The organism is Kitasatospora sp. NPDC023118, assembly GCF_055560875.1.
On the sequence record NZ_JBVHHW010000021.1, the window covers coordinates 1 to 19,123 of the forward strand.

The 19,123-nt window shown below is 73.0% G+C and carries 18 protein-coding genes and 1 pseudogene; 6 read left to right on the forward strand and 13 right to left on the reverse strand.

Annotated elements, in window-relative coordinates; all coding sequences use genetic code 11:
* Nucleotides 1-282 precede the first annotated feature (282 nt).
* The 3 genes and pseudogenes from ACZ3UD_RS25550 to ACZ3UD_RS25560 form a co-directional block, all read right to left on the reverse strand.
* Nucleotides 283-1,086, reverse strand: coding sequence for a DUF3710 domain-containing protein (locus tag ACZ3UD_RS25550; protein ID WP_465592075.1), 804 nt, complete (start codon nucleotides 1,084-1,086; stop codon nucleotides 283-285).
* A 2-nt stretch (nucleotides 1,087-1,088) separates the two neighbouring features.
* A pseudogene (gene dut / locus ACZ3UD_RS25555) lies at nucleotides 1,089-1,623 on the reverse strand (dUTP diphosphatase).
* Complete coding sequence (locus ACZ3UD_RS25560) at nucleotides 1,620-2,198, reverse strand: PaaI family thioesterase (RefSeq protein ID WP_465592365.1); 579 nt, start codon at nucleotides 2,196-2,198, stop codon at nucleotides 1,620-1,622. Before ACZ3UD_RS25560 ends, dut begins: the two are co-directional and overlap by 4 nt.
* Before the next feature lie 136 nt (nucleotides 2,199-2,334).
* On the opposite strand from ACZ3UD_RS25560, the gene ACZ3UD_RS25565 reads away from it, so the two are divergent.
* Nucleotides 2,335-2,784 carry a DUF3093 domain-containing protein gene (locus ACZ3UD_RS25565; protein ID WP_465592078.1) on the forward strand — a complete coding sequence of 150 codons (450 nt, stop codon included), beginning with the start codon at nucleotides 2,335-2,337 and terminating at the stop codon, nucleotides 2,782-2,784.
* A 276-nt stretch (nucleotides 2,785-3,060) separates the two neighbouring features.
* Here ACZ3UD_RS25565 and ACZ3UD_RS25570 read toward each other — a convergent pair whose 3' ends face one another.
* The 4 genes from ACZ3UD_RS25570 to ACZ3UD_RS25585 all read right to left on the reverse strand — a co-directional run bounded on the left by ACZ3UD_RS25570 (nucleotide 3,061) and on the right by ACZ3UD_RS25585 (nucleotide 7,142).
* Entirely contained in the window at nucleotides 3,061-3,360 is a 300-nt protein-coding gene (locus ACZ3UD_RS25570) for a DUF4193 domain-containing protein (RefSeq protein ID WP_350745462.1), read from the reverse strand.
* 482 nt (nucleotides 3,361-3,842) lie between these two features.
* On the reverse strand, nucleotides 3,843-4,826 hold the full coding sequence (locus tag ACZ3UD_RS25575) for an acyl-ACP desaturase (RefSeq protein ID WP_465592081.1): 984 nt from the start codon (nucleotides 4,824-4,826) through the stop codon (nucleotides 3,843-3,845).
* Nucleotides 4,827-5,094: 268 nt separating this feature from the next.
* Entirely contained in the window at nucleotides 5,095-6,405 is a 1,311-nt protein-coding gene (locus ACZ3UD_RS25580) for a sensor histidine kinase (RefSeq protein WP_465592084.1), read from the reverse strand.
* Nucleotides 6,406-6,488: 83 nt separating this feature from the next.
* On the reverse strand, nucleotides 6,489-7,142 hold the full coding sequence (locus ACZ3UD_RS25585; RefSeq protein WP_030285473.1) for a response regulator transcription factor: 654 nt from the start codon (nucleotides 7,140-7,142) through the stop codon (nucleotides 6,489-6,491).
* A 442-nt stretch (nucleotides 7,143-7,584) separates the two neighbouring features.
* Here ACZ3UD_RS25585 and ACZ3UD_RS25590 point away from each other — a divergent pair, with 442 nt between their 5' ends.
* Nucleotides 7,585-7,770 (forward strand): hypothetical protein, encoded by a 186-nt coding sequence (locus tag ACZ3UD_RS25590; protein WP_030057688.1) that lies wholly within the window; start codon nucleotides 7,585-7,587, stop codon nucleotides 7,768-7,770.
* Between the two features lie 147 nt (nucleotides 7,771-7,917).
* On the opposite strand, the gene ACZ3UD_RS25595 is transcribed toward ACZ3UD_RS25590, so the two are convergent.
* Both ACZ3UD_RS25595 and ACZ3UD_RS25600 read right to left on the reverse strand, forming a co-directional pair.
* Nucleotides 7,918-8,736 (reverse strand): inositol monophosphatase family protein, encoded by an 819-nt coding sequence (locus ACZ3UD_RS25595; RefSeq protein WP_465592089.1) that lies wholly within the window; start codon nucleotides 8,734-8,736, stop codon nucleotides 7,918-7,920.
* Nucleotides 8,737-8,757: 21 nt separating this feature from the next.
* Nucleotides 8,758-9,900 (reverse strand): ferrochelatase, encoded by a 1,143-nt coding sequence (locus ACZ3UD_RS25600; RefSeq protein WP_465592092.1) that lies wholly within the window; start codon nucleotides 9,898-9,900, stop codon nucleotides 8,758-8,760.
* Nucleotides 9,901-10,030: 130 nt separating this feature from the next.
* On the opposite strand from ACZ3UD_RS25600, the gene ACZ3UD_RS25605 reads away from it, so the two are divergent.
* Together ACZ3UD_RS25605 and ACZ3UD_RS25610 are read left to right on the forward strand one after the other, a co-directional pair.
* Nucleotides 10,031-11,287: an MFS transporter gene (locus tag ACZ3UD_RS25605; protein WP_465592095.1), complete on the forward strand. Its 1,257-nt coding sequence runs from the start codon at nucleotides 10,031-10,033 to the stop codon at nucleotides 11,285-11,287.
* A gap of 102 nt (nucleotides 11,288-11,389) precedes the next feature.
* Nucleotides 11,390-12,712 (forward strand): D-arabinono-1,4-lactone oxidase, encoded by a 1,323-nt coding sequence (locus tag ACZ3UD_RS25610; RefSeq protein ID WP_465592098.1) that lies wholly within the window; start codon nucleotides 11,390-11,392, stop codon nucleotides 12,710-12,712.
* On the opposite strand, the gene ACZ3UD_RS25615 is transcribed toward ACZ3UD_RS25610, so the two are convergent.
* Nucleotides 12,709-13,587 (reverse strand): hypothetical protein, encoded by an 879-nt coding sequence (locus ACZ3UD_RS25615; protein WP_465592101.1) that lies wholly within the window; start codon nucleotides 13,585-13,587, stop codon nucleotides 12,709-12,711. The genes ACZ3UD_RS25610 and ACZ3UD_RS25615 overlap by 4 nt on opposite strands.
* 517 nt (nucleotides 13,588-14,104) lie before the next feature.
* Between ACZ3UD_RS25615 and sepH the strand changes: the two genes are divergently transcribed.
* Complete coding sequence (gene sepH / locus ACZ3UD_RS25620) at nucleotides 14,105-15,184, forward strand: septation protein SepH (RefSeq protein ID WP_465592104.1); 1,080 nt, start codon at nucleotides 14,105-14,107, stop codon at nucleotides 15,182-15,184.
* A 56-nt stretch (nucleotides 15,185-15,240) separates the two neighbouring features.
* On the opposite strand, the gene ACZ3UD_RS25625 is transcribed toward sepH, so the two are convergent.
* On the reverse strand, nucleotides 15,241-16,116 hold the full coding sequence (locus ACZ3UD_RS25625) for a sulfurtransferase (RefSeq protein ID WP_465592107.1): 876 nt from the start codon (nucleotides 16,114-16,116) through the stop codon (nucleotides 15,241-15,243).
* Nucleotides 16,117-16,355: 239 nt separating this feature from the next.
* Between ACZ3UD_RS25625 and ACZ3UD_RS25630 the strand changes: the two genes are divergently transcribed.
* Nucleotides 16,356-17,096 (forward strand): VOC family protein, encoded by a 741-nt coding sequence (locus ACZ3UD_RS25630; RefSeq protein ID WP_465592368.1) that lies wholly within the window; start codon nucleotides 16,356-16,358, stop codon nucleotides 17,094-17,096.
* 39 nt (nucleotides 17,097-17,135) lie between these two features.
* On the opposite strand, the gene ACZ3UD_RS25635 is transcribed toward ACZ3UD_RS25630, so the two are convergent.
* Complete coding sequence (locus ACZ3UD_RS25635) at nucleotides 17,136-17,792, reverse strand: thymidine kinase (protein WP_465592110.1); 657 nt, start codon at nucleotides 17,790-17,792, stop codon at nucleotides 17,136-17,138.
* Between the two features lie 61 nt (nucleotides 17,793-17,853).
* On the reverse strand, nucleotides 17,854-19,041 hold the full coding sequence (locus tag ACZ3UD_RS25640; RefSeq protein WP_465592113.1) for an alkaline phosphatase family protein: 1,188 nt from the start codon (nucleotides 19,039-19,041) through the stop codon (nucleotides 17,854-17,856).
* Nucleotides 19,042-19,123 lie beyond the last annotated feature (82 nt).

A 19,123-nucleotide genomic window follows, 5' to 3' on the forward strand; every position in this document is an offset into this window, starting at 1 on the left:
GGAACGGACGCTTCCTTCGGACCGCCTTCCAGCGGGCCCTCCGGGCGCTTCGTTCTTTCGTGTTTCCAGCTTATCAGACGTTTTCCGCTCCGTTTACCGGAGTTTCATTCATCGGATTCGCTTTCCGCTTTGTCACCCCGGTCTCCCGCGGCGACTCCGGAACTGTACGGGGACCGACCCGCCACATGCAAATCGCCCCCGCCCGGGGTCCCGGGCGGGGGCGATGCGGTGGCGATCAGATCCGACAACCCGGACCAGGCGAACCGGACCAGGTGCCCCCGATCAACGGACCTCGGTGATCTCCGGGCCGCGCGCGAACGGGTCGAGCGCGGTGCCGCCGAAGCGGTTCTCGCCCTCGCCGGCGGCGGCAGCAGCCCCACCACCGTCGGCAACCATCTGGGCGTCCTCGGGAAGCTTGAGCACGATCGGGTCGCGGGGCGCCATCGGGCTCTCGCCGCGTACGACGACGGTCTGGCGGAAGACCTGCTCAAGGATGCCGGCCATCTCGGGCTGCACGGCCGCCTGGCCCGAGATCACGCCGCGCAGGAACCAGCGCGGACCGTCGCAGCCGACGAAGCGCACCAGCTGCACGCCCTGGGTGCCGTCCGGGAGCTGCACCGGGACCTGGGCGCGGAGGTGCCAGCCCAGCGGGCCCTCCTCTTCGTCCACGATGCCGCCCTGCGAGGTGATGCCGTTGGCGATCTCCTCCCGGACCTCCCCCCAGATGCCCTCCGACTTCGGAGCCGCGAAGGCCTGGAGCTGGATGGCGCTGTTGCCGAGCACGAGGGTGGCGGCGACGATCGCGTCACCGGCGACCTCGACGCGCAGCTCCATGCCCTCGACGCCGGGGACCAGCAGTCCCCCGAGGTCGACGCGGCCCTCCTCGGGGTTCTCCAGCTCGGAGTGGTCCCACGGGCCGTCCGGCCGCGGGGCCGGCGGCAGGCCGAACTTGTCGGCCGGGTCCAGCTCGGTCACGTTCTCGCTCTCGGCGGAACCTTCGACGTCATCGGCCGTCTCGTCGGCGCTGATGGCGTCGTCGGCGAGCTGCTCGACAGCGTCCTCGCTCTTCTGGCGACGACGGAACACGGTCACTGTCCTTCCCGGTCCAAGACCGATGCGAATACCTGCTCGGCTTCCTGCGAGGCCGCGGGAATGCTAGACCGCGGCGTGGCCGCCGGTCGACCCGAACCCGCCCTCGGCGCGTGCCGACCCAGGCAGCTCGGCCACCTCGTGGAAGCGGGCCTTCTCGACCTGCTGGATGACCAGCTGGGCGATCCGGTCCCCTCGGCGGAAGCTGACCCCCTCGCGCGGGTCCAGATTGACGACGATCACCTTGATCTCTCCACGGTACCCGGCATCGACCGTCCCCGGGGCGTTCACGAGCGCAACTCCGCAACGAGCTGCGAGCCCGGAGCGGGGGTGGACGAAGGCCGCGTAGCCGTCCGGCAGGGCGATGGCGATACCGGTGGGGAGCACCGCCCGCTCGCCGGGGGCCAGCTCGGCGTCGACGGTGGTGCGCAGATCGGCACCGGCGTCCCCGGGCTGCGCGTACTCGGGCAGCGGCAGCTCGGGGTCGACGCGCCTGATCAGGACGTCCAGCGGCGGGCGGGGGGTCTCACTCAAGGGTTCACCTCAAAGGCTCGTGCGCGCTTCATCAGATCCGGGTCGTCGAGGACCTTCTCGATGTCCTCGGGACGACCGTGCGTGGTGAAGTGTTCCAGCTTCACCTGAATGAAGAGCGCCTGAGCACGCACGGCGACCGGTCCGTCCGGGCCTCCGATCCGCGCCTCGGCGGCACTGTAGATCTTGCGGCCCTGCACTCCGGTGACCCAGGCGCGCAGGTGCAGCACCGAGTCGACGGGCACCGGGCAGAGGAAGTCGGTCTCCAGCCGGCCGGTCACCGCGGGGGCGTGCAGCAGCCAGTTGAGCGTGCCGAGGGTCTCGTCCATCGCCGTCGTCAGTACGCCGCCGTGGGCCAACCCGGGGCCGCCCTGGTGAACGTCCCGGACGGTGAACTCGGCGGTGACGTCGAGTCCCTCGCCGGCGACCGCGTCGATCCGCAGGCCGCCGGGGTGCTGCGGGCCGCAGCCGAAGCAGTGCTCGTAGTGGGATCCGAGCCGGGTGCCGGGGGCGGGCGCCTCGGGGGCCCGCGGCGGGAGGACGGCGTCCGGCGGCGGGGTGGTCGAGGTCGGCGGCAGCGCGGGCGCCGGCCGGTCGGTGGGGGTGGTGGGGGGTGTCGTACCGGTCACGCCGACCCACCCTACCCAGGGGTAGCAAGGCCTCCGCTGGGGGTGGCGTCCCGCTCCGGGCGCCAGGGCGCCCACAATGGAGGGCATGTACGACGAACGCCTCACGGTGCCGCGCTCCTGGTGGCTGCTCCCGGTCGCAGTCGGCCTCACCCTCGCGCTGATCCTGATCCGGGTCAGCGGCCCGGCCGCGCTGGTCGGCCTGGTCGCCGGCATCGCCGCCGGCGCGGTGGCGATCAGCAGCTACGGCTCGGCCCGGATCCGCGTGGTCCAGGGCTCGCTGGTGGCGGGCCCCGCCCGGATCCCGGTGGAAGCGCTGGGCGCCGCGCACGCGCTGAGCCCCGCCGAGGCCACGGCCTGGCGCGGCCCGAAGGCCGACCCCCGTGCCTTCATGCTGCTGCGCAGCTACGTCCCGACCGCGCTGCGGGTCGAGGTGGACGACCCGGCCGACCCGACGCCCTACCTCTACCTGTCGACCCGCTCGCCGATGAAGCTGGCCGACGCGCTCGAGGAGGCGCGGCGCGGCACCCGTACGTAAGGGGCACCGGGGCGAGAAAGCCGAGAAAACCGAAAGGGACGGTTCCGCTGCTGCGGGACCGTCCCTACGACTTTGTCCTGGCCGACGCCGTACTGGCTATTGCCATGGTTGCCAGTGCTGTACTGGCCGACGCGCCGCCAAATGACTCCGTCCTCCCGGGCCCGTCCCTGTGGACGGTCCGCGGACCTGCCGTCCGGCCCCGCTGCCCGGGGCCGGAAGGGGCGTTGTGCCGGTCCCGCGGGAGCCACGGGTACCGGTCGCTGTCCGCTGCGGTGCTCAGGCGCCGCAGTCCCGGCAGATCGGGTTGCCGTTCTTCTCGCTGTAGAGCTGGCTGCGGTGGTGCACCAGGAAGCAGCTCATGCAGGTGAACTCGTCGGCCTGCTTCGGCAGCACGCGGACCGCGAGCTCCTCGCCCGAGAGGTCGGCGCCGGGGAGCTCCATGCCCTCGGCGGCCTCGAACTCGTCAACGTCGACCGAGCTGCCGCCCTTGTCGTTCCGCCGAGCCTTGAGTTCCTCGATGCTGTCTTCGTTGAGCTCGTCGTCGGTCTTGCGTGGGGTGTCGTAGTCCGTTGCCATTTTTCGCTCTCCCCCTCCGGGTTGTGCGGTGTGTGCGGTATCTCCAGCGCACGTAACGCATGGGGGGTCGGTCTTGTGCCCGACCCGAGGCGGAGATTTTGCCTTACTTCAAGCCCTGTTACTCAATCGACACTCAGCCAGGGCTCCGTTGGGGTGATCCCCTGGGGCTCCGGACGCCTCACGCTGGGCCATTGCCGACCCGCCGAACGCCCGCCAGATCGGCGACGCTCAGTGAGCGAAGCCCGTACCGATGTCCGCCGAATCCCTTGCCCACCAGGGATGCCGACCAATCCTCCAGACCGCAGGCAGACCGGATTCCGGTCACGGACGGCGATCGGCACCCCGACAGGGTGATCACTCTCCGGGGTCACACGACACCGTGGAGCGACACGGTGTGAGCTTGGTCACGTTCAGAATCTTCCGGGGCAAATCACGGAAAATCCACCCACTCCGACCTCTCGGCGACGAGCCGCCTCCGCACCCTACTCGGCGCTGCGACGGGCCGCCCGGCGTGCCAGCAGCGCGGCCTGGCGCTCCTCGAACTTGCGCGCCTGGCCGTCCAGTCCGTCCAGGAACACACCCAGCTCGTTCTGCGCCACCATGCCCTCCGGGCCGAGGCCGCCGATCTCCATCACGCGCAGGTTGCGCAGCACCGGCTGCAGCACGTCGTCGTGGTGGATGCGGAGGTTGTACACCCCGCCGAGGGCGATCTGCGCGGCGGCGCGCTCGAAGCCGGGGATCCCGTGGCCGGGCATCCGGAAGCCGGTGACCACGTCGGCGATGGCGCGCATGGCCTGGTCCGGGGCGATCTCCAGGGCGGCCTTCAGCAGGTTCCGGTAGAAGACCATGTGCAGGTTCTCGTCGTTGGCGATCTTCACCAGCAGCTGCTCGCACAGCGGATCGCCGGCGTACTTGCCGGTGTTGCGGTGCGCGATGCGGGTGGCCAGCTCCTGGAAGGCCACGTAGGCGACCGAGTGCAGCATGCTGTGCGCGTTGTCGGACTCGAAGCCCTCCGACATGTGGTTCATCCGGGCCCGCTCCAGCTCCACCGGGTCGACGGCCCGGGTGGCGAGCAGGAAGTCGCGGATGGCTATCCCGTGCCGGCCCTCCTCGGCGGTCCAGCGGTGCACCCAGGTGCCCCAGGCACCCTCGCGGCCGAACATGGTCGCGATCTCGTGGTGGTAGCTGGGGAGGTTGTCCTCGGTCAGCAGGTTCACCACCAGCGACACCCGGCCGAGTGGGGTCACCTTCGACTGCTCGATGTTCCAGGCCTCGCCGCCCAGTACGCCGTCGAAGTCGCGGCCCTGGCTCCACGGGACGAACTCGTGCGGCATCCACTCCTTGGCCACGCCCAGGTGGCGGTTGAGCTCCTTCTCCACGACCTCTTCGAGGGCCAGGATCAGCCGCGTGTCGGTCCAGCCGCTCGATCCGAGCGAGGTGCTGCTCTGCACAGGGGCGATGGTCACGGTCTTGCTCCCGGGGGGCGGGCACGCGCGGGACGGGCGCGTAGGGCGGGCACACGTCGTACGGAGCCGTCGGCGGGACCCGCCGACGGACGCACTTACGGCTGCGTAGGTTACGACACCGTAAGTTGCCCGGACCGCAAATGACAAGCCGCCCCCGTCAGGCCTTATGTCGTCTTGACAGGCTTGACGGGGGCGGCTGGGGACGGCCGCCCACCGGACGCGGCGCCCCAGGGGGTCCGTTACGGCTCGGGAACGGCCCAGGAGGCCGCTACGGCGTCGGGATGCGCACCCGCATGGTGAGGCCGCCGCCGGCGCGTGGAGTGGCCTCGATGGTGCCCCCGTGGGCGCGCACCACCGAGCGGACGATGGACAGCCCGAGCCCGACCCCCTTGTCGCTGCGGGTGCGGTCGGCGCCCTTGATCCGGCGGAACGGCTCGAAGATGTGCTCCAGTTCGTACCCGGGCACCACCGGCCCGGTGTTGGAGACCACCAGCTCGCCCCCGCCCGGCACCTCGCCGGTGGCCAGCTCGACCCAGCCGCCCGGGGTGTTGTAGCGGACGGCGTTCTGCAGCAGGTTGAGCGCGAGCCGCTCCAGCAGCACGCCGTTGCCCCCGACCACGGCCGGATCGAGCTTCGAGCGCAGCTCGACCTCGCGCTTGTCCGCCTCGGCCCGGGTCTGCTCCAGTGCCCGGGTGGCCACCTCGGACAGCTCCACCGGGCGGCGGTCGGTCAGCTCGTTCTCGCTGCGGGCGAGCAGCAGCAGGCCCTCGACCAGTTGCTCGCTGCGCTCGTTGGTGGCCAGCAGGGTCTTGCCGAGCTGCTGGAGGTCGGGCGAGGCCGCCGGGTCGGAGAGCTGGACCTCCAGCAGGGTGCGGTTGATCGCCAGCGGGGTGCGCAGCTCGTGCGAGGCGTTGGCGACGAAGCGGCGCTGGGAGTCGAAGGAGCGGTCCAGCCGGTCCAGCATGTCGTCGAAGGTGTCGGCGAGCTCCTTGAGCTCGTCGTCCGGCCCGTCCAGCTCGATCCGGCGGTGCAGGTCGGAGGAGGCGACGTCGCGGGCGGTGCGGGTGATCCGGCCGAGCGGGCGCAGCACCCGGCCGGCCATCGCGTAGCCGGCCGCGAAGGCGATCACGGCGAGGCAGACCAGCATGGTGAGCGACTTCTGCAGCAGCGTGTTGAGCGCCGAGGTGGAGCGGGACTCGTGGATCGAGGCTAGCGCGTCGTTCAGCTGGTCGCTGGACATCGGGCGGCCGTTGACGTAGAAGGTCGACGACACGCTGCCGTTGGGGTTGAGCACGGTGAAGTTGAACTGCTGCGGCGCCACGTCGTGCAACGCCTGCCGGACGAAGAAGTACATCAGCAGCAACAGCACGACGCCGGCCATCAGGAACATCCCGCCGTAGAGCAGGGTCAGCCGCATCCGGATGGTGGGGCGGAACGGCAGCCAGGCGAGCATCCCGTCACCGGGCACGTACGTGTCCTGGCGGGGCTGGCCCGGCGGCAGGACGGGCTTGGGCGGTACGGCGCGCGGGCCGCCGGCGGGCGCGCCGGAGGGCCCGCCGGCCGGGGGCGGGGTGGTCATGATGGTCCTCTCGGGGCGTCCGCCGGGGCGGGCGCGGGGTGCGGCGGGGAGTCCTCGGGCGGGCTCCCGGGGGCGTGTTCCGGTCAGATCCGGTAGCCGGAACCGGGCACGGTGACGATCACCGGCGGGTCGCCGAGCTTGCGGCGCAGCGTCATCACGGTGACGCGCACCACGTTAGTGAACGGGTCGGTGTGCTCGTCCCAGGCCTTCTCCAGCAGCTGCTCGGCGGAGACGACGGCGCCGCCGGCCCGCATCAGCACCTCCAGGACGGCGAACTCCTTGGGGGCGAGCTGGACGGTGCGTCCCTCGCGGATCACCTCGCGGCGGCCGGGGTCGAGCGAGATGCCGGCCCGCTCCAGCACCGGGGGCAGCGGGATGGTCGCGCGCCGGCCCAGCGCCCGGACCCGGGCGACGAGTTCGCTGAAGGCGAACGGCTTCGGAAGGTAGTCGTCCGCGCCGATCTCCAGGCCCTCGACCCGGTCGCTGATGTCGCCGGAGGCGGTCAGCATGATCACCCGGGTGGCCAGGCCCTGTTCGACCACCTTGCGGCAGACGTCGTCGCCGTGCACCAGCGGGAGGTCGCGGTCCAGGACGACCACGTCGTAGTCGTTGACCGCGATGCGCTGGAGCGCGGCCTCCCCGTCGTACACCACGTCCACGGCCATCGCCTCGCGGCGCAGGCCGGTCGCGACGGCCTCAGCAAGCAGCTGCTCGTCCTCGACGACGAGAACCCGCACGGTCGTTGTCCCTTCTCCAGGCCGGCCCCGGAAGCGGACGCACGGCTCCGACGGTGCCTCCATCCTGCCTGGTCCTGCGGTAAAGCAGCGATAAGCTGCCGCCCAGGCACGGAGCGCAGCCCCGCGGCGGTGACCGTTCGTACCGGGACCGCTCCGCTTGGACTGTGACACGGGCAACTTTCTCGCGGCGGGAGGTTTCCCCGGCCCCCGGGTGGGGAGGACAGCTGCACACCCGCGATCTGGCTGTTGGCCGATCGCACCCACCCGCCGTGCGTTCATCCGCGCCGGCCCTGGGGCTGGGATGTCACCGGGAGCGGCCGAAGGCCGTCTCCGCGCCCGACCGGAGATCCACCACCTGTCGGCCCGGACGCTTTCGCTGGCCAGACCTCCTCGGGGCGGAGAACGTACGACCGTGCACGTCCGACAAAGTAAGGGGGCCCGTATGGACGCCTTCAAGGCCGGAATCCTGCAGCGCATAGCCAACGCCGAGCAGGATCTGCACCGCGCGATCGAGGCCGGGGACGAGTTCCTCGCCGAGGTGGAGCAGTCCGAGCTGGACGACCTGCGTCGTCTGGCCGCCGAGCACGGTGTGGACACCGTGCTGGAGCGCCACCGCACCGCCGCCTGACCCGACGCCGGTCCTCCGGCACCTGCGGCCCTACGGGGGCCGTGCGAAACCCCAAGCCCTGGCATCCCGCGTGTGCCAGGGCTCTTCGCATGTCCGGAGGGGTTTCGTCCCGGGGGCTCCGTGGCTGCTCGCGCCGCGGTAGCCCGGTCAGTCGGCCCAGGCGCGCAGCGCGGCCAGGCGCTCCTGCAGCGGCTCGTACACGCCCGGCGCGGCGGCCACGGTCAGCCGGCCGTCCGGGCCGTGCCCGGGACGGCCGCCGACCAGCGCGCCGGCCTCGGCGGCGATCAGGCAGCCGGCCGCGTGGTCCCAGGGGGCGAGGCCGCGCTCGTAGTAGCCGTCCAGCCGCCCGGCGGCCACGTCGCACAGGTCCACCGCGGCCGCCCCGCCCCGGCGGACGTCCCGCACCTCGGGCATCAGGGCGAGCAGCACCTCGGCCTGGCGTACCCGCACCGACTGGACGTAGTTGAAGCCGGTGCCGATCAGCGCCTGGCCCCAGGGCGGGGCCGGGCGGGCCGAGACCGGACGGCCGTTGAGGCGGGCGCCGCGGCCGAGGACGGCGTGGAACAGCTCGCCGCGCGCCGGGGCGTGGACGACCCCGACGGCGGCGCGGCCGTCCACCTCGGCGGCCACGCTGACCGCCCAGGAGGGCAGCCCGTACAGGTAGTTGACCGTGCCGTCGAGCGGGTCGACGACCCAGCGCACCCCGCTGGTGCCGGGACGCTCGGCACCCTCCTCGCCGAGGTAGCCGTCCTCGGGACGGCGGTCGGCGATCAGCTCCAGGAGGAGCTTCTCGGAGGCGAGGTCCATCTCGGTGACCACGTCGACCGGGCTGCTCTTGGTGCCGGCCACGCCGAGGTCGGCGGGACGGCCGTCGCGCAGCAGGGCGCCGGCCTGCCGGGCCGCGTCCAGGGCGACGTCGAGCAGGTCGTCGAGGAGCCGGTCGTCGGGCGGGGCGGGGGTGGACACGGGATTCTCCTCCGGAGGGGGTCAGCGCTCGGCGGCGGCCGGGCGGGGGGCGCGCGGGTTGGGGCAGCAGGCCACCGCGCACACGTCGCGGCTGGGGCCGAGGGTGCCCAGCGCGCAGCGGGTCACGGTCTCACCGCGCTCGGCGGCGGCCCGTTCCAGGACCAGCTCGCGCACGGCGGCGGTGAACCGCGGGTCGGCGCCGACGGTGGCGGCACGGGCCACCGGCAGGCCGAGTTCGGCGGCCTTGGCGACGGCCTCGGTGTCGAGGTCGTACTTGACCTCCATGTGGTCGGAGACGAAGCCGATCGGCACCATCACCACGGCCGGCGCGCCGTCGGCGTGCTGGGCCTCCAGGTGGTCGCAGATGTCGGGTTCCAGCCACGGGATGTGCGGGGCGCCGCTGCGGCTCTGGAACACCAGCTGCCACGGCCGGTCGGCCACGCCGGTGCGCTCGGCGACGGCCGCGGTGATCAGCCGGGCCACGTCCAGGTGCTGGGCGACGTACGCACCGCCGGGGGTGCCGCGGGCCGGGTCGTCCGGGGCGCCGGAGGTCTCGGCCATCGCGTCCGGGATGGAGTGGGTGGTGAAGGCCAGCCGGGCGCCGGGGCGGACGTCCTCGGGCAGCTGCTCCAGGGCGGCCAGGGCGGCGTCGATCATCGGCTCGACGAAGCCGGGGTGATTGTAGAAGTGCCGCAGCTTGTCGACGGTCAGCGCCGGGCGGCCCTCCTCGGCGAGGGTGGCGAGCGCGTCGGCCAGGTTCTCCCGGTACTGGCGGCAGCCCGAGTAGCCGGCGTAGGCGCTGGTGGCGAGCACGGCGATCCGGCGGTGGCCGTCGGCGGCCAGCTCCCGCAGGGTGTCCACCAGGTAGGGCGCCCAGTTCCGGTTGCCCCAGTAGACCGGCAGGTCCAGCCCGTGCTCGGCGAAGTCCTTCCGCAGGGCGGCGAGCAGCTCGCGGTTCTGCTCGTTGATCGGGCTGACCCCGCCGAACATGAAGTAGTGCTTGCCCACCTCCTTCAGGCGTTCCTTGGGGATGCCGCGGCCGCGGGTGACGTTCTCCAGGAACGGGACGACGTCCTCGGGGGCCTCGGGCCCGCCGAAGGAGAGCAGCAGCAGGGCGTCGTACGGGGCGGCGCCGGAGGGGGAGGGTTTGCGCGCGTCGGACATGGCACCGATCCTGCCACTGAGGGGGCAGGGCCCGGCGCCGGGGCCGCGCGGGTGTCCGGAAAATACCGTTTGCCAACGTGCGTAAGCTGTGTTCACCAGCCTTGTTCCTTACCCCTTGTCCGGAGCTCCCGTGCTGTCCAGCTACCGCCGAATATTCGCCTCCCCTGGCACCGCGGCGTTCTCCTCCGCCGGGTTCATAGCCCGTCTGCCGATCTCCATGGCCGGCATCGGCATCGTGACCATGCTCTCCCAGCTGACGGGGTCGTACGGGCTTGCGGGTGCGGTCTCGGCAACGATGGCGGTCGCCGCCGCGGCGCTCGGCCCGGCGGTCTCCTGGCTGGTCGACCGCCGCGGACAACGCCGCATCGCCGTCCCGGCCACCGCGCTCACCGTCACCGCCGCGACCGGGCTCCTGCTCTGTGCCCACTTCCACGCACCGTCCTGGACGCTGTTCCTCTTCGCCGTCGGCCTCGGCGTCATGCCCAGCGCCGGCGCCATGGTCCGCGCCCGCTGGGCCCACCTCTACCGCGACGAGGCCGCCAAGCTGCACACCGCGTACTCCTTCGAGGCCGTCGTCGACGAGATCTGCTTCATCGTCGGCCCGATCCTCGCCATCGGCCTGGCCACCAACGTGTTCCCCGAGTCCGGCGTCCTCGTGGCCGTCATCGCGCTCGCCGTCGGCATCGCCCTGTTCACCGCCCAGCGCCGCACCGAGCCGCCGGTCCATCCGGCCTCGGCCCACGGTGGCGGCAGCGCCATCCTCAACGGCGGCCTGATCGTCCTGGTGCTGACCTTCGTCGCCACCGGCGCGATCTTCGGCTCGGTCGAGATCGTCACCGTCGCCTTCGCCGACGCCCAGGGACACAAGGGGCTCTCCAGCGTCGTCCTGGCCGTCTGGGCGTTCGGCTCCGGCCTGGCCGGCGTCGTCTACGGAGCGCTCAAGCCCAAGAGCCCGCTGTCCACCCGCTTCTTCGTCGGCGTGGTGATGATGGCGCTCAGCATGATCCCCGTCCTGCTCGTCGCCTCCACCATGCACGGCGTCGGCGGGCTGGTCGCGGCGGGCGCCGCCCTGCTGATCGCCGGCGTCGCCATCTCCCCCACCCTCATCTCCGCGATGGCCCTGGTCGAACGGCTCGTCCCGGCCGCCAAGCTCACCGAGGGCATGGCCTGGACCACCACCGGGCTCGCCCTCGGCGTGGCCTTCGGCTCCTCGGTCGGCGGCTGGGTGGTCGACGCCTCCGGCGCCTCGGCCGGCTACTGGGTTCCGCTGACCGCCGGTGCCCTCGGGGTGCTCGTCGCGCTGACCGGGCTCGGCCGCCTGCGCGCCGGAGTCGCCGCGAACGAGCCCGCGGAAGCGGTCGAACGACCCGTAGACGTCGAACGGTGAACTGACTAATCTCGCCCTACCCGTGGCCCTACCCGCGGGTAGGGCGGCCCGCCGCCCCCGGACCGCGCCGATCCGTTCGGCCACGGAGCAGGAGGCAGCGCCATGCCCCAGGCCAGTACCTCGACCCGCACCCGGTGGACCAACTGGGCCGGGAACCAGAGCGCCCTCCCCAGCCGGGCCGTCACCCCCGGCACCGCGGAGGAACTGGCCAAGGAGATCCTGCGCGCCGCCGACCAGGGCCGCACCGTCAAGGCCGTCGGCTCCGGCCACTCCTTCACCGCGATCGCCTCAGCCGGCGACGGCCTGCTGATCCGACCGCACGCGCTCACCGCCGTCCGCGGGATCGACCGCACGGCCGGCACCGTCACCGTCGAATCCGGCCTCCCGCTGAACCGCCTCAACCGACTCCTCGCCGCCGAGGGCCTCTCCCTCACCAACATGGGCGACATCGAGGCCCAGACCGTCGCCGGCGCCACCAGCACCGGCACCCACGGCACCGGCCGCGACTCCGGCTCGCTCGCCGCCCAGATCCGCGCCCTGGAGATCGTCCTCGCCGACGGCACCGTCAAGCGCTGCTCCCCCACCGAGAACCCCCGGCTCTTCCAGGGCGCCCGCCTCGGCCTCGGCGCCCTCGGCGTGATCACCGCGCTCACCTTCGGCGTCGAACCGGCCTTCCTGCTCAGCGCGCACGAACAGCCGATGGCCTTCGACGAGGTGCTGGAACGCCTCGACGACCTCACCGCCGTCAACGAGCACTTCGAGTTCTACTGGTTCCCGCACACCGACCGCTGCTCCACCAAGCGCAACAACCGCAGCCAGGGCCCGACCGCCCCGCTGCCCCGGTTCAAGGAGTGGCTGGAGGACGACTTCCTCTCCAACACCGTCTGGGAGGGCGCCTGCCGGATCGGCCGCCGCTTCCCCGGCTCCATCCCCTCGATCGCCGCGCTCGCCAGTCGCGCCTGGTCCGACCGCAGCTACACCGACACCGCGTACAAGGTGTTCACCAGCCCACGCAAGGTCCGCTTCGTGGAGATGGAGTACGCCGTCCCGCGCGCGGCCGTCGCCGAGGTGCTGCGCGAGCTGAAGGCCCTGCTCGAACGCTCCGACTGGAAGGTCAGCTTCCCCGTCGAGGTCCGCTTCGCCCCCGCCGACGACCTCTGGCTCTCCACCGCCTCCGGCCGGGACAGCGCCTACATCGCCGTCCACCTCTACCGGGGCACCGCCGACCAGGGCTACTTCACCGGTGTCGAACAGCTGATGACCGCCCATCAGGGCCGCCCACACTGGGGCAAGCTGCACACCCGCGACGCCGAGTACCTGGCCGGCGTCTACCCCCACTTCGGCGACTTCACCGCGCTGCGCGACGAGGTCGACCCACAACGTGTCTTCGGCAACGACTACCTGCGGCGGGTGCTGGGGGCCTAGCCTCCGGGGGTCCCGGCGGGCGGCGGGGGGACCGTCGCGTCCGCCGGGGCGCTGCTCGGTGCGGGAGGCTGCGAGGCGGCCTCACCGGTGGGCTTCCCGCCACCGCCCGCCGACGGCGAGGAACCGGCCGACGGGCTCGCGCTCGGGCCCACCGAGGGCGAGGCGCTCCCGCCCTGCCCGCCGGCGCCGCCGCTCGGGGTGGCGCTCGGCTCCCGGCTCGGCCGGGCCGTCGCCGGGGCCGAGGCCCCGTCGGACGGCGTGGCCTGCGAGCCGCGTCCGCCGCCCCCGGAGGACGGCCGCTCCGCCGGGGCGTCCTGGGGCGTCGAGGACTTGGGCGTCACTCCGCCGCCGAACGACGTCCCGTTGCCGGACTCGCCCTTCACCGTCGCCGACACCGGCTGCCCGGTGGCCAGCTCGAACGCCACGATCGGCGTCATCGCCAGGACGAACACCAGCCCGGACACCGCCGCGCAGGTCTTCCAGGTCCACCGCCGGCGCGCCCGCACCACCTGCGGCTCGTTCCACTCCGAGGTGATCACCGCCGGCCCGGCCGGCCGCTCCGCGGGCTCCGCCGGATGCTCCGGCCCCACCGGTACCCGGCGCGCTGTGTTCGCGGCCTGGTTCGGCCCCCGGTCCACCGCCTCACGCAGCTGCTCGCCGGTCCGCCGGAAGATGTGCTGGAACACCGCACCGCCGGTGGTGGCCCCGATGCTCACCACGGCCGCGCCCATGATCGTGCCGTAGACGCCGAGTTCGGAGGCGAGCAGCGCGCCCACCACCGCGGCCAGCGCACTCGCCACGACCTGAGCCACACTCAGATCGATCCGCTTGCGCTCCTCCTTGCCGCCCTCCTCGGCGGGGCTCCACTCCGGCATCAACATCCCTCGGTCCGTACGACTGCTTCTCGAACAAGCCCCTCCATCTTGCCCAAAGAAGGACACAAGGGACGAAAATGCGGTTCTCCGCTCCCGGATTGTGTGAAGATGATCACCGTTCATCCGGCGCCAGTCCGCCATTGGGGGTGCGCGCTCTTGAGATTCCCGTGAATCGCGGGAGACTTGAGCGGCGAGCCGCCCCTCCGGATGCCACGAATGGAGTACTGTTCGTAAAGCCCGAGCCTTGGGTCGACTTGTCGACTGTGCCTACACCGGCAGCTTGACGAAGAGCCACGGAACGGGCACGCACGGCGACGCCGGTCCCGGATCGTCGCGATCTCTGCTCGTGCGAGGACGGCCGGGACACCCAGGCGCGACGTCGACGGATGACGTGGCAAAAAGGCAACCGTGCCACAGCGGCGTGGCCGGGCGTGAGCCCGACACGCCGGGGAACTCAGCAAGGTTGTGGCCAGTCGCGAGTGGGCAGGCCACACTCAGTACGGGAGCAGCGACGCAGGTGACGTCGGCAGGCACCACCCGGGAGGTAACCGTGCCCGAACTGCGGGTTGTGGCCGTCAGCAACGACGGCACACGGCTGGTGCTCAAGGCTGCCGACAGCACGGAGTACACCCTCCCCATCGACGAGCGGCTGCGCGCCGCCATCCGCGGCGACCGGCCGCGCCTCGGCCAGATCGAGATCGAGGTCGAGAGCCATCTGCGCCCCCGGGACATCCAGGCCCGGATACGAGCCGGTGCCTCCGCCGAGGAGGTCGCCCAGGCCGCCGGGATCTCCGTCGACCGCGTCCGCCGCTTCGAGGGTCCGGTCCTCGCCGAGCGCGCCTTCATGGCCGAGCGCGCCCGCAAGACCGCCATCCGCCGCAACGGCGAGTCCCCCGGGCCGCAGCTCGGCGACGCCGTGGCCGAGCGGCTCGCGCTGCGCGGCGCCGAGAAGGACACCGAGCGCTGGGACTCCTGGCGGCGCGACGACGGCACCTGGGAGGTCATCCTCTCCTACCGGGCCGACGGCGAGGGCCGCAGCGCGTCATGGACGTACGACCCGCCCCGGCGCCTGGTCCAGCCCAACGACGACGAGGCCCGCGCGCTGATCGGCGAGACCGTCGAGCGCGAGGAGGACTCGGTCTTCCCGTTCATCCCGCGGATCGCCCGGCTCCCCCAGGACCGGCCGCCCCGCCCGATGATCGACCGCCCCTCCGCCGACCGCATCATGTCGGCCCGCGAGGTCCGCGAGTCGCGGGAGGCCACCGCCGAGTCCCGGGACTCGCTGACCAGCCTGCTCGACGTGGTCCCCGCCTTCCGCGGCGACCTCGCCGTCGGCGGCCCCACCCCGATCGAACCGGTGCCCGCCGAGGTCGCCGAGGAGAGCGAGGAGCCGGCCGCGGCCGCCGCCCCGGCGGTCGGCGCGGGCTCGGCCTACGCCGACATCCTGATGCCACGGGCCGTCGCCCCGCACCGCGAGCGCCTGGTCGGCACCACCGACCGGCAGGCCGAGGCGGACGGCGTCCGGCCCGGTCGCCGGGCCACCGTGCCCAGCTGGGACGAGATCGTCTTCGGCAGTCGGCGCAAGAAGCAGGAGTAGGACGGACGCCGAAGGGGCGGGAGGCTCGGCCTCCCGCCCCTTCGGCGCATCCGGAATCAGCCCGGCTGGTCCGTCACCGCGACCGGGCGGCTCTCGTCGCTCGACCATTCGCTCCACGAACCCGGGTACAGCGTGGCGCTCAGGCCCGCCACCTCCAGCGCCAGGATCTGGTGCGCCGCCGTCACACCCGAGCCGCAGTACACCGCGGTCTCCCGCTCGCCCGCGCCCAGCTCCCGGAACCGGGCCGCCAGCTCCGCGGCCGGCCGGAACCGCCCGTCCGGGCCCACGTTCTCCGCCGTCGGCGCCGACACCGCGCCCGGGATGTGGCCGGCCCGCGAGTCCACCGGCTCGGTCTCGCCCCGGTAGCGCTCTCCCGACCGGGCGTCCAGCAGCAGACCGGCGCGCGCCCAGGCCGCGGCGCCGTCCCCGTCCACCGTCGGCAGCTGCCCCGGGGCCGGCTTGAAGTCGCCCTCCTCCGGCTCCGGCAGCTCCGTCGTCACCGGCAGACCGGCCGCCTGCCAGGCCGCGAAGCCGCCGTCCAGCACCCGGACGTCCCGGTGCCCGGCCCAGCGCAGCAGCCACCAGGCCCGGGCCGCCGCCATCGAGGCCGCACCGTCGTACACCACGACCGGACGCTCCGTACTCACCCCGAAGCGGCGCATCGCGGCGCCGAACTCCTCCGGGTCCGGCAGCGGGTGGCGCCCGCCCCGGCCGGGAGCGCCGGGCGCGGCGGCGAGGTCCCGGTCCAACTCGACGAAGTGGGCACCGGGCAGGTGCCCCGCCCGGTACTCCTCGGCCGCGGTCGGGCCGCCCGGCACGGCGCCGACCAACTGGTAGCGCACGTCCAGCAGCACCGGCGGGTGCGCGGAGGCGAGCGCCTCCCGCAGCTCGGCCGCGGAGATCAGCGGGGAACCGTCGTTGTAGGTGGTCATGCCGGCCATTGTCGCGCAACCCGCCCCGGGGCGGGTCCGGCGAATCCTTGCCGGGCCCGCGACGCCGGGCCCGATCAGACAAAATCCACCGACACGCCCGAACCACCGCTCTTTGTGCGCTCTTTGCCGGATTTTCCGCGCGGCCCGAGGGTTGGGCGCGCGCCAGGGTGGAAGCATCACCCTCGCGCGCGAGGATTCCCGTGCGCCAACCACCCACGAGGAGGCCCGCATTGCCCGCGGTGGAACTCCGACTGGCCCAGGGCACGCCCTGCTGGGTCAGCCTGCTGACCGACGACCTGCCCGGCGCCCGCGCCTTCTACGGTGAGCTGCTCGGCTGGACGTACTCCCCCGGGCCGGGCCAACTCGGCGCCTACGTCCGGGCCGAGCTCGACGGGGAGCCCGTCGCCGGCCTCGGCGTCTCCACCGCCACCGGCTTCCCGGTGCAGTGGACCACCTACTTCGCCGTGGACGACGCCGACCGCACCACCCAACTGGTGCGCGAGTGCGGCGGTACCGTCGCCGTCGGGCCGCTGCAGGCCGAACGCGCCGGGCGGATGGCGATCGCCGCCGACGTCTCCGGCGCCGTCTTCGGCCTCTGGCAGGGCGAGGAGCACCTCGGTCGCGAGGCCGGAGCGGAACCAGGCGGGCCCGCCTGGGCCGAGCTGCTCACACCGGACGCGGACGGCGCCGCCGTCTTCTACGCCGCCGTGCTCGACCGCCCGGTCCGGCCCGCCGACGGCGAGTCCGCGCTACTGGTGCGCGGGCGCCCGGTCGCGGGCATCCGCCACCACGCCGACCTGCGCGGCCACCCGCCGCGCTGGCGCACTCACTTCGCCGTCCGGGACACCGCGTTGACCGTCCATCACGCCGTCGAACTCGGCGGCCGCGTCCTGGTCGAACCGCACGACACCGCGCACGGCCGGGCCGCCCGGCTGGCCGACCCGCAGGGCGGGCACTTCTCGGTGCTCGAAACGCTGTAACCCGTCCCGCTGCGACTCGCCCACTCGCCTCCGGGGCGGTCAGGCCTGCTGCTCCTCGAAGGGCAGCACGTCCGGGGAGAGCACCGAGGCACGGGCTGTCGCGGCGGTCAGCCGGCGGCGGTGGTGCCGGCGGCACAGCACCTCGTAGCCGACCTCGTCCTCCTTCACCGAGATGTCGCCGATCACCACCTGGGCGCCCTCGACGACCATCACCCCGCCGACCGTCCGGGCGTTGTGGGTCGCCCGGGCGCCGCACCAGCACAGGGCCTCGACCTGGAGCACCTCCACCCGGTCCGCCAGCTCGATCAGCCGCTGCGAACCGGGGAACAGCCGGGTGCGGAAGTCGGTGGTGATGCCGAAGGTGTAGACGTCGATGTCCAGCTCGTCCACCACCCGGGCCAGTTGGTCGACCTGCTCGGCGGCGAAGAACTGTGCCTCGTCGCAGATCAGGTAGTCCACCCGGCCGCCCGCCGACAGCCGCTGCACCACGTGCGCGTGGAAGTCGAAGTCGTCCGTCACCTCGACCGCGTCGGCGCGCAGGCCGAGGCGGCTGGAGATGGTCGCCGCGCCCGCGCGGTCGTTGCGGGTCAGGATGATGCCCTGCCGACCGCGCGCGGTGTGGTTGTGGTCCATCTGCAGCGCAAGCGTCGACTTGCCGCAGTCCATCGTGCCCGAGAAGAACACCAGTTCAGCCATGGGTGGAGCAAGGGCCTTTCACATCAGGGGGGTTCGGGCACAGGGCGGTCAAGGGACCGGCTCAGCCGCGGACTTCGAGCAGTGGCACGAACTGCTCGACCGGGGTCATCGAGCCGTGCAGGCCGATCATCGCGGACTCGCCGGGTTCGTTGCGGGAGGCGGTGATCGCGATGTCGTCGCGGGCCGCGGCGACCACGTCGCCGATCCGCCGGTACACCCGCTCGTCCACGGTCGGGCCGAACCAGCCCGCCGCGATCGCCTGGTCCCGGGTGGCCACCCACATCCGGTCGCCCAGCACCTCGCTCCAGACCGCGTGCACATCGGTCGCGGCGCCCGGTACGGCGTACACGTGCCGGGCCCGGCCCTCACCGCCGAGCAGGGCGACGCCCGCGCCGAGCTCCCAGTCCTCGTCGAAGTCGATCCGGTCCTCCGGCGCGATGTCGATCATGCCGTGGTCCGCGGTCACGTACATCGCCGAGCGCGGCGGCAGCTGCTCGGCCAGCCGGCGGGCCAGCCGGTCCACCGCGTCCAGCGTCATCCGCCACTCGTCGGAGTCCACGCCGAAGCGGTGGCCCGCGCCGTCCAGCTCGCTGACGTACGTGTACACCAGCGCCCGGTCGTGCTCGGCCAGCCAGGAGGCGGCCAGGTCCATCCGCTCCTCGCCGGTGGTGCGGCCGAGGAAGGTGCCGCCGGAGAGCGCCACCCTGGTCAGCGGGGTCTGAGCGAACAGCGGGGAGGACACCTGGGCGGTCGCCACCCCGGCCCGGTGGGTGCGCTCGAAGACCGTCGGGTACGGCTGCCAGGCCTGCGGGTCGGTGTGCGGCTGCCAGCGCAGCTGGTTCATCAGGTAGTCGGCGCCCGGCACCGCCACCGTGTACCCGGCCAGCCCGTGCAGGCCCGGCGGGGTGCCGGTGCCGACCGAGGCCAGCGAGGTCGCGGTGGTGGACGGGAAGCCCGCCGTCAGCGGACGGCCGGTGCCGCCCAGCGAGCTCCCGGCCAGCGAGGACAGGAAGGGCGCGTACTCCGGGTGGCGCAGCAGCAGCTCCCAGCCCAGGCCGTCCACCAGGAACACCACCGCCCGGTCGGCCGGGGCGATCGGCAGCGTCGCGGTGAACCCGGGGACGCCCAGGCCCGCCGCCACCGAGGGCAGCAGGTCGCAGAGCGAGCCGCTGCCGTACGGGGGCGCGGGGGCCGCAGCCGGGTCGAGGATCTCGAAGGCGTCGTAGCCGTCGGAGGGTGCGAAGGACATGGAACCGGATTCGTAGCGGTCGGAAGCTGCGGAGCTCAGCGCGGGCCTGGCGGATCTCGCCGCGGACCGGCGAGGATCCGCA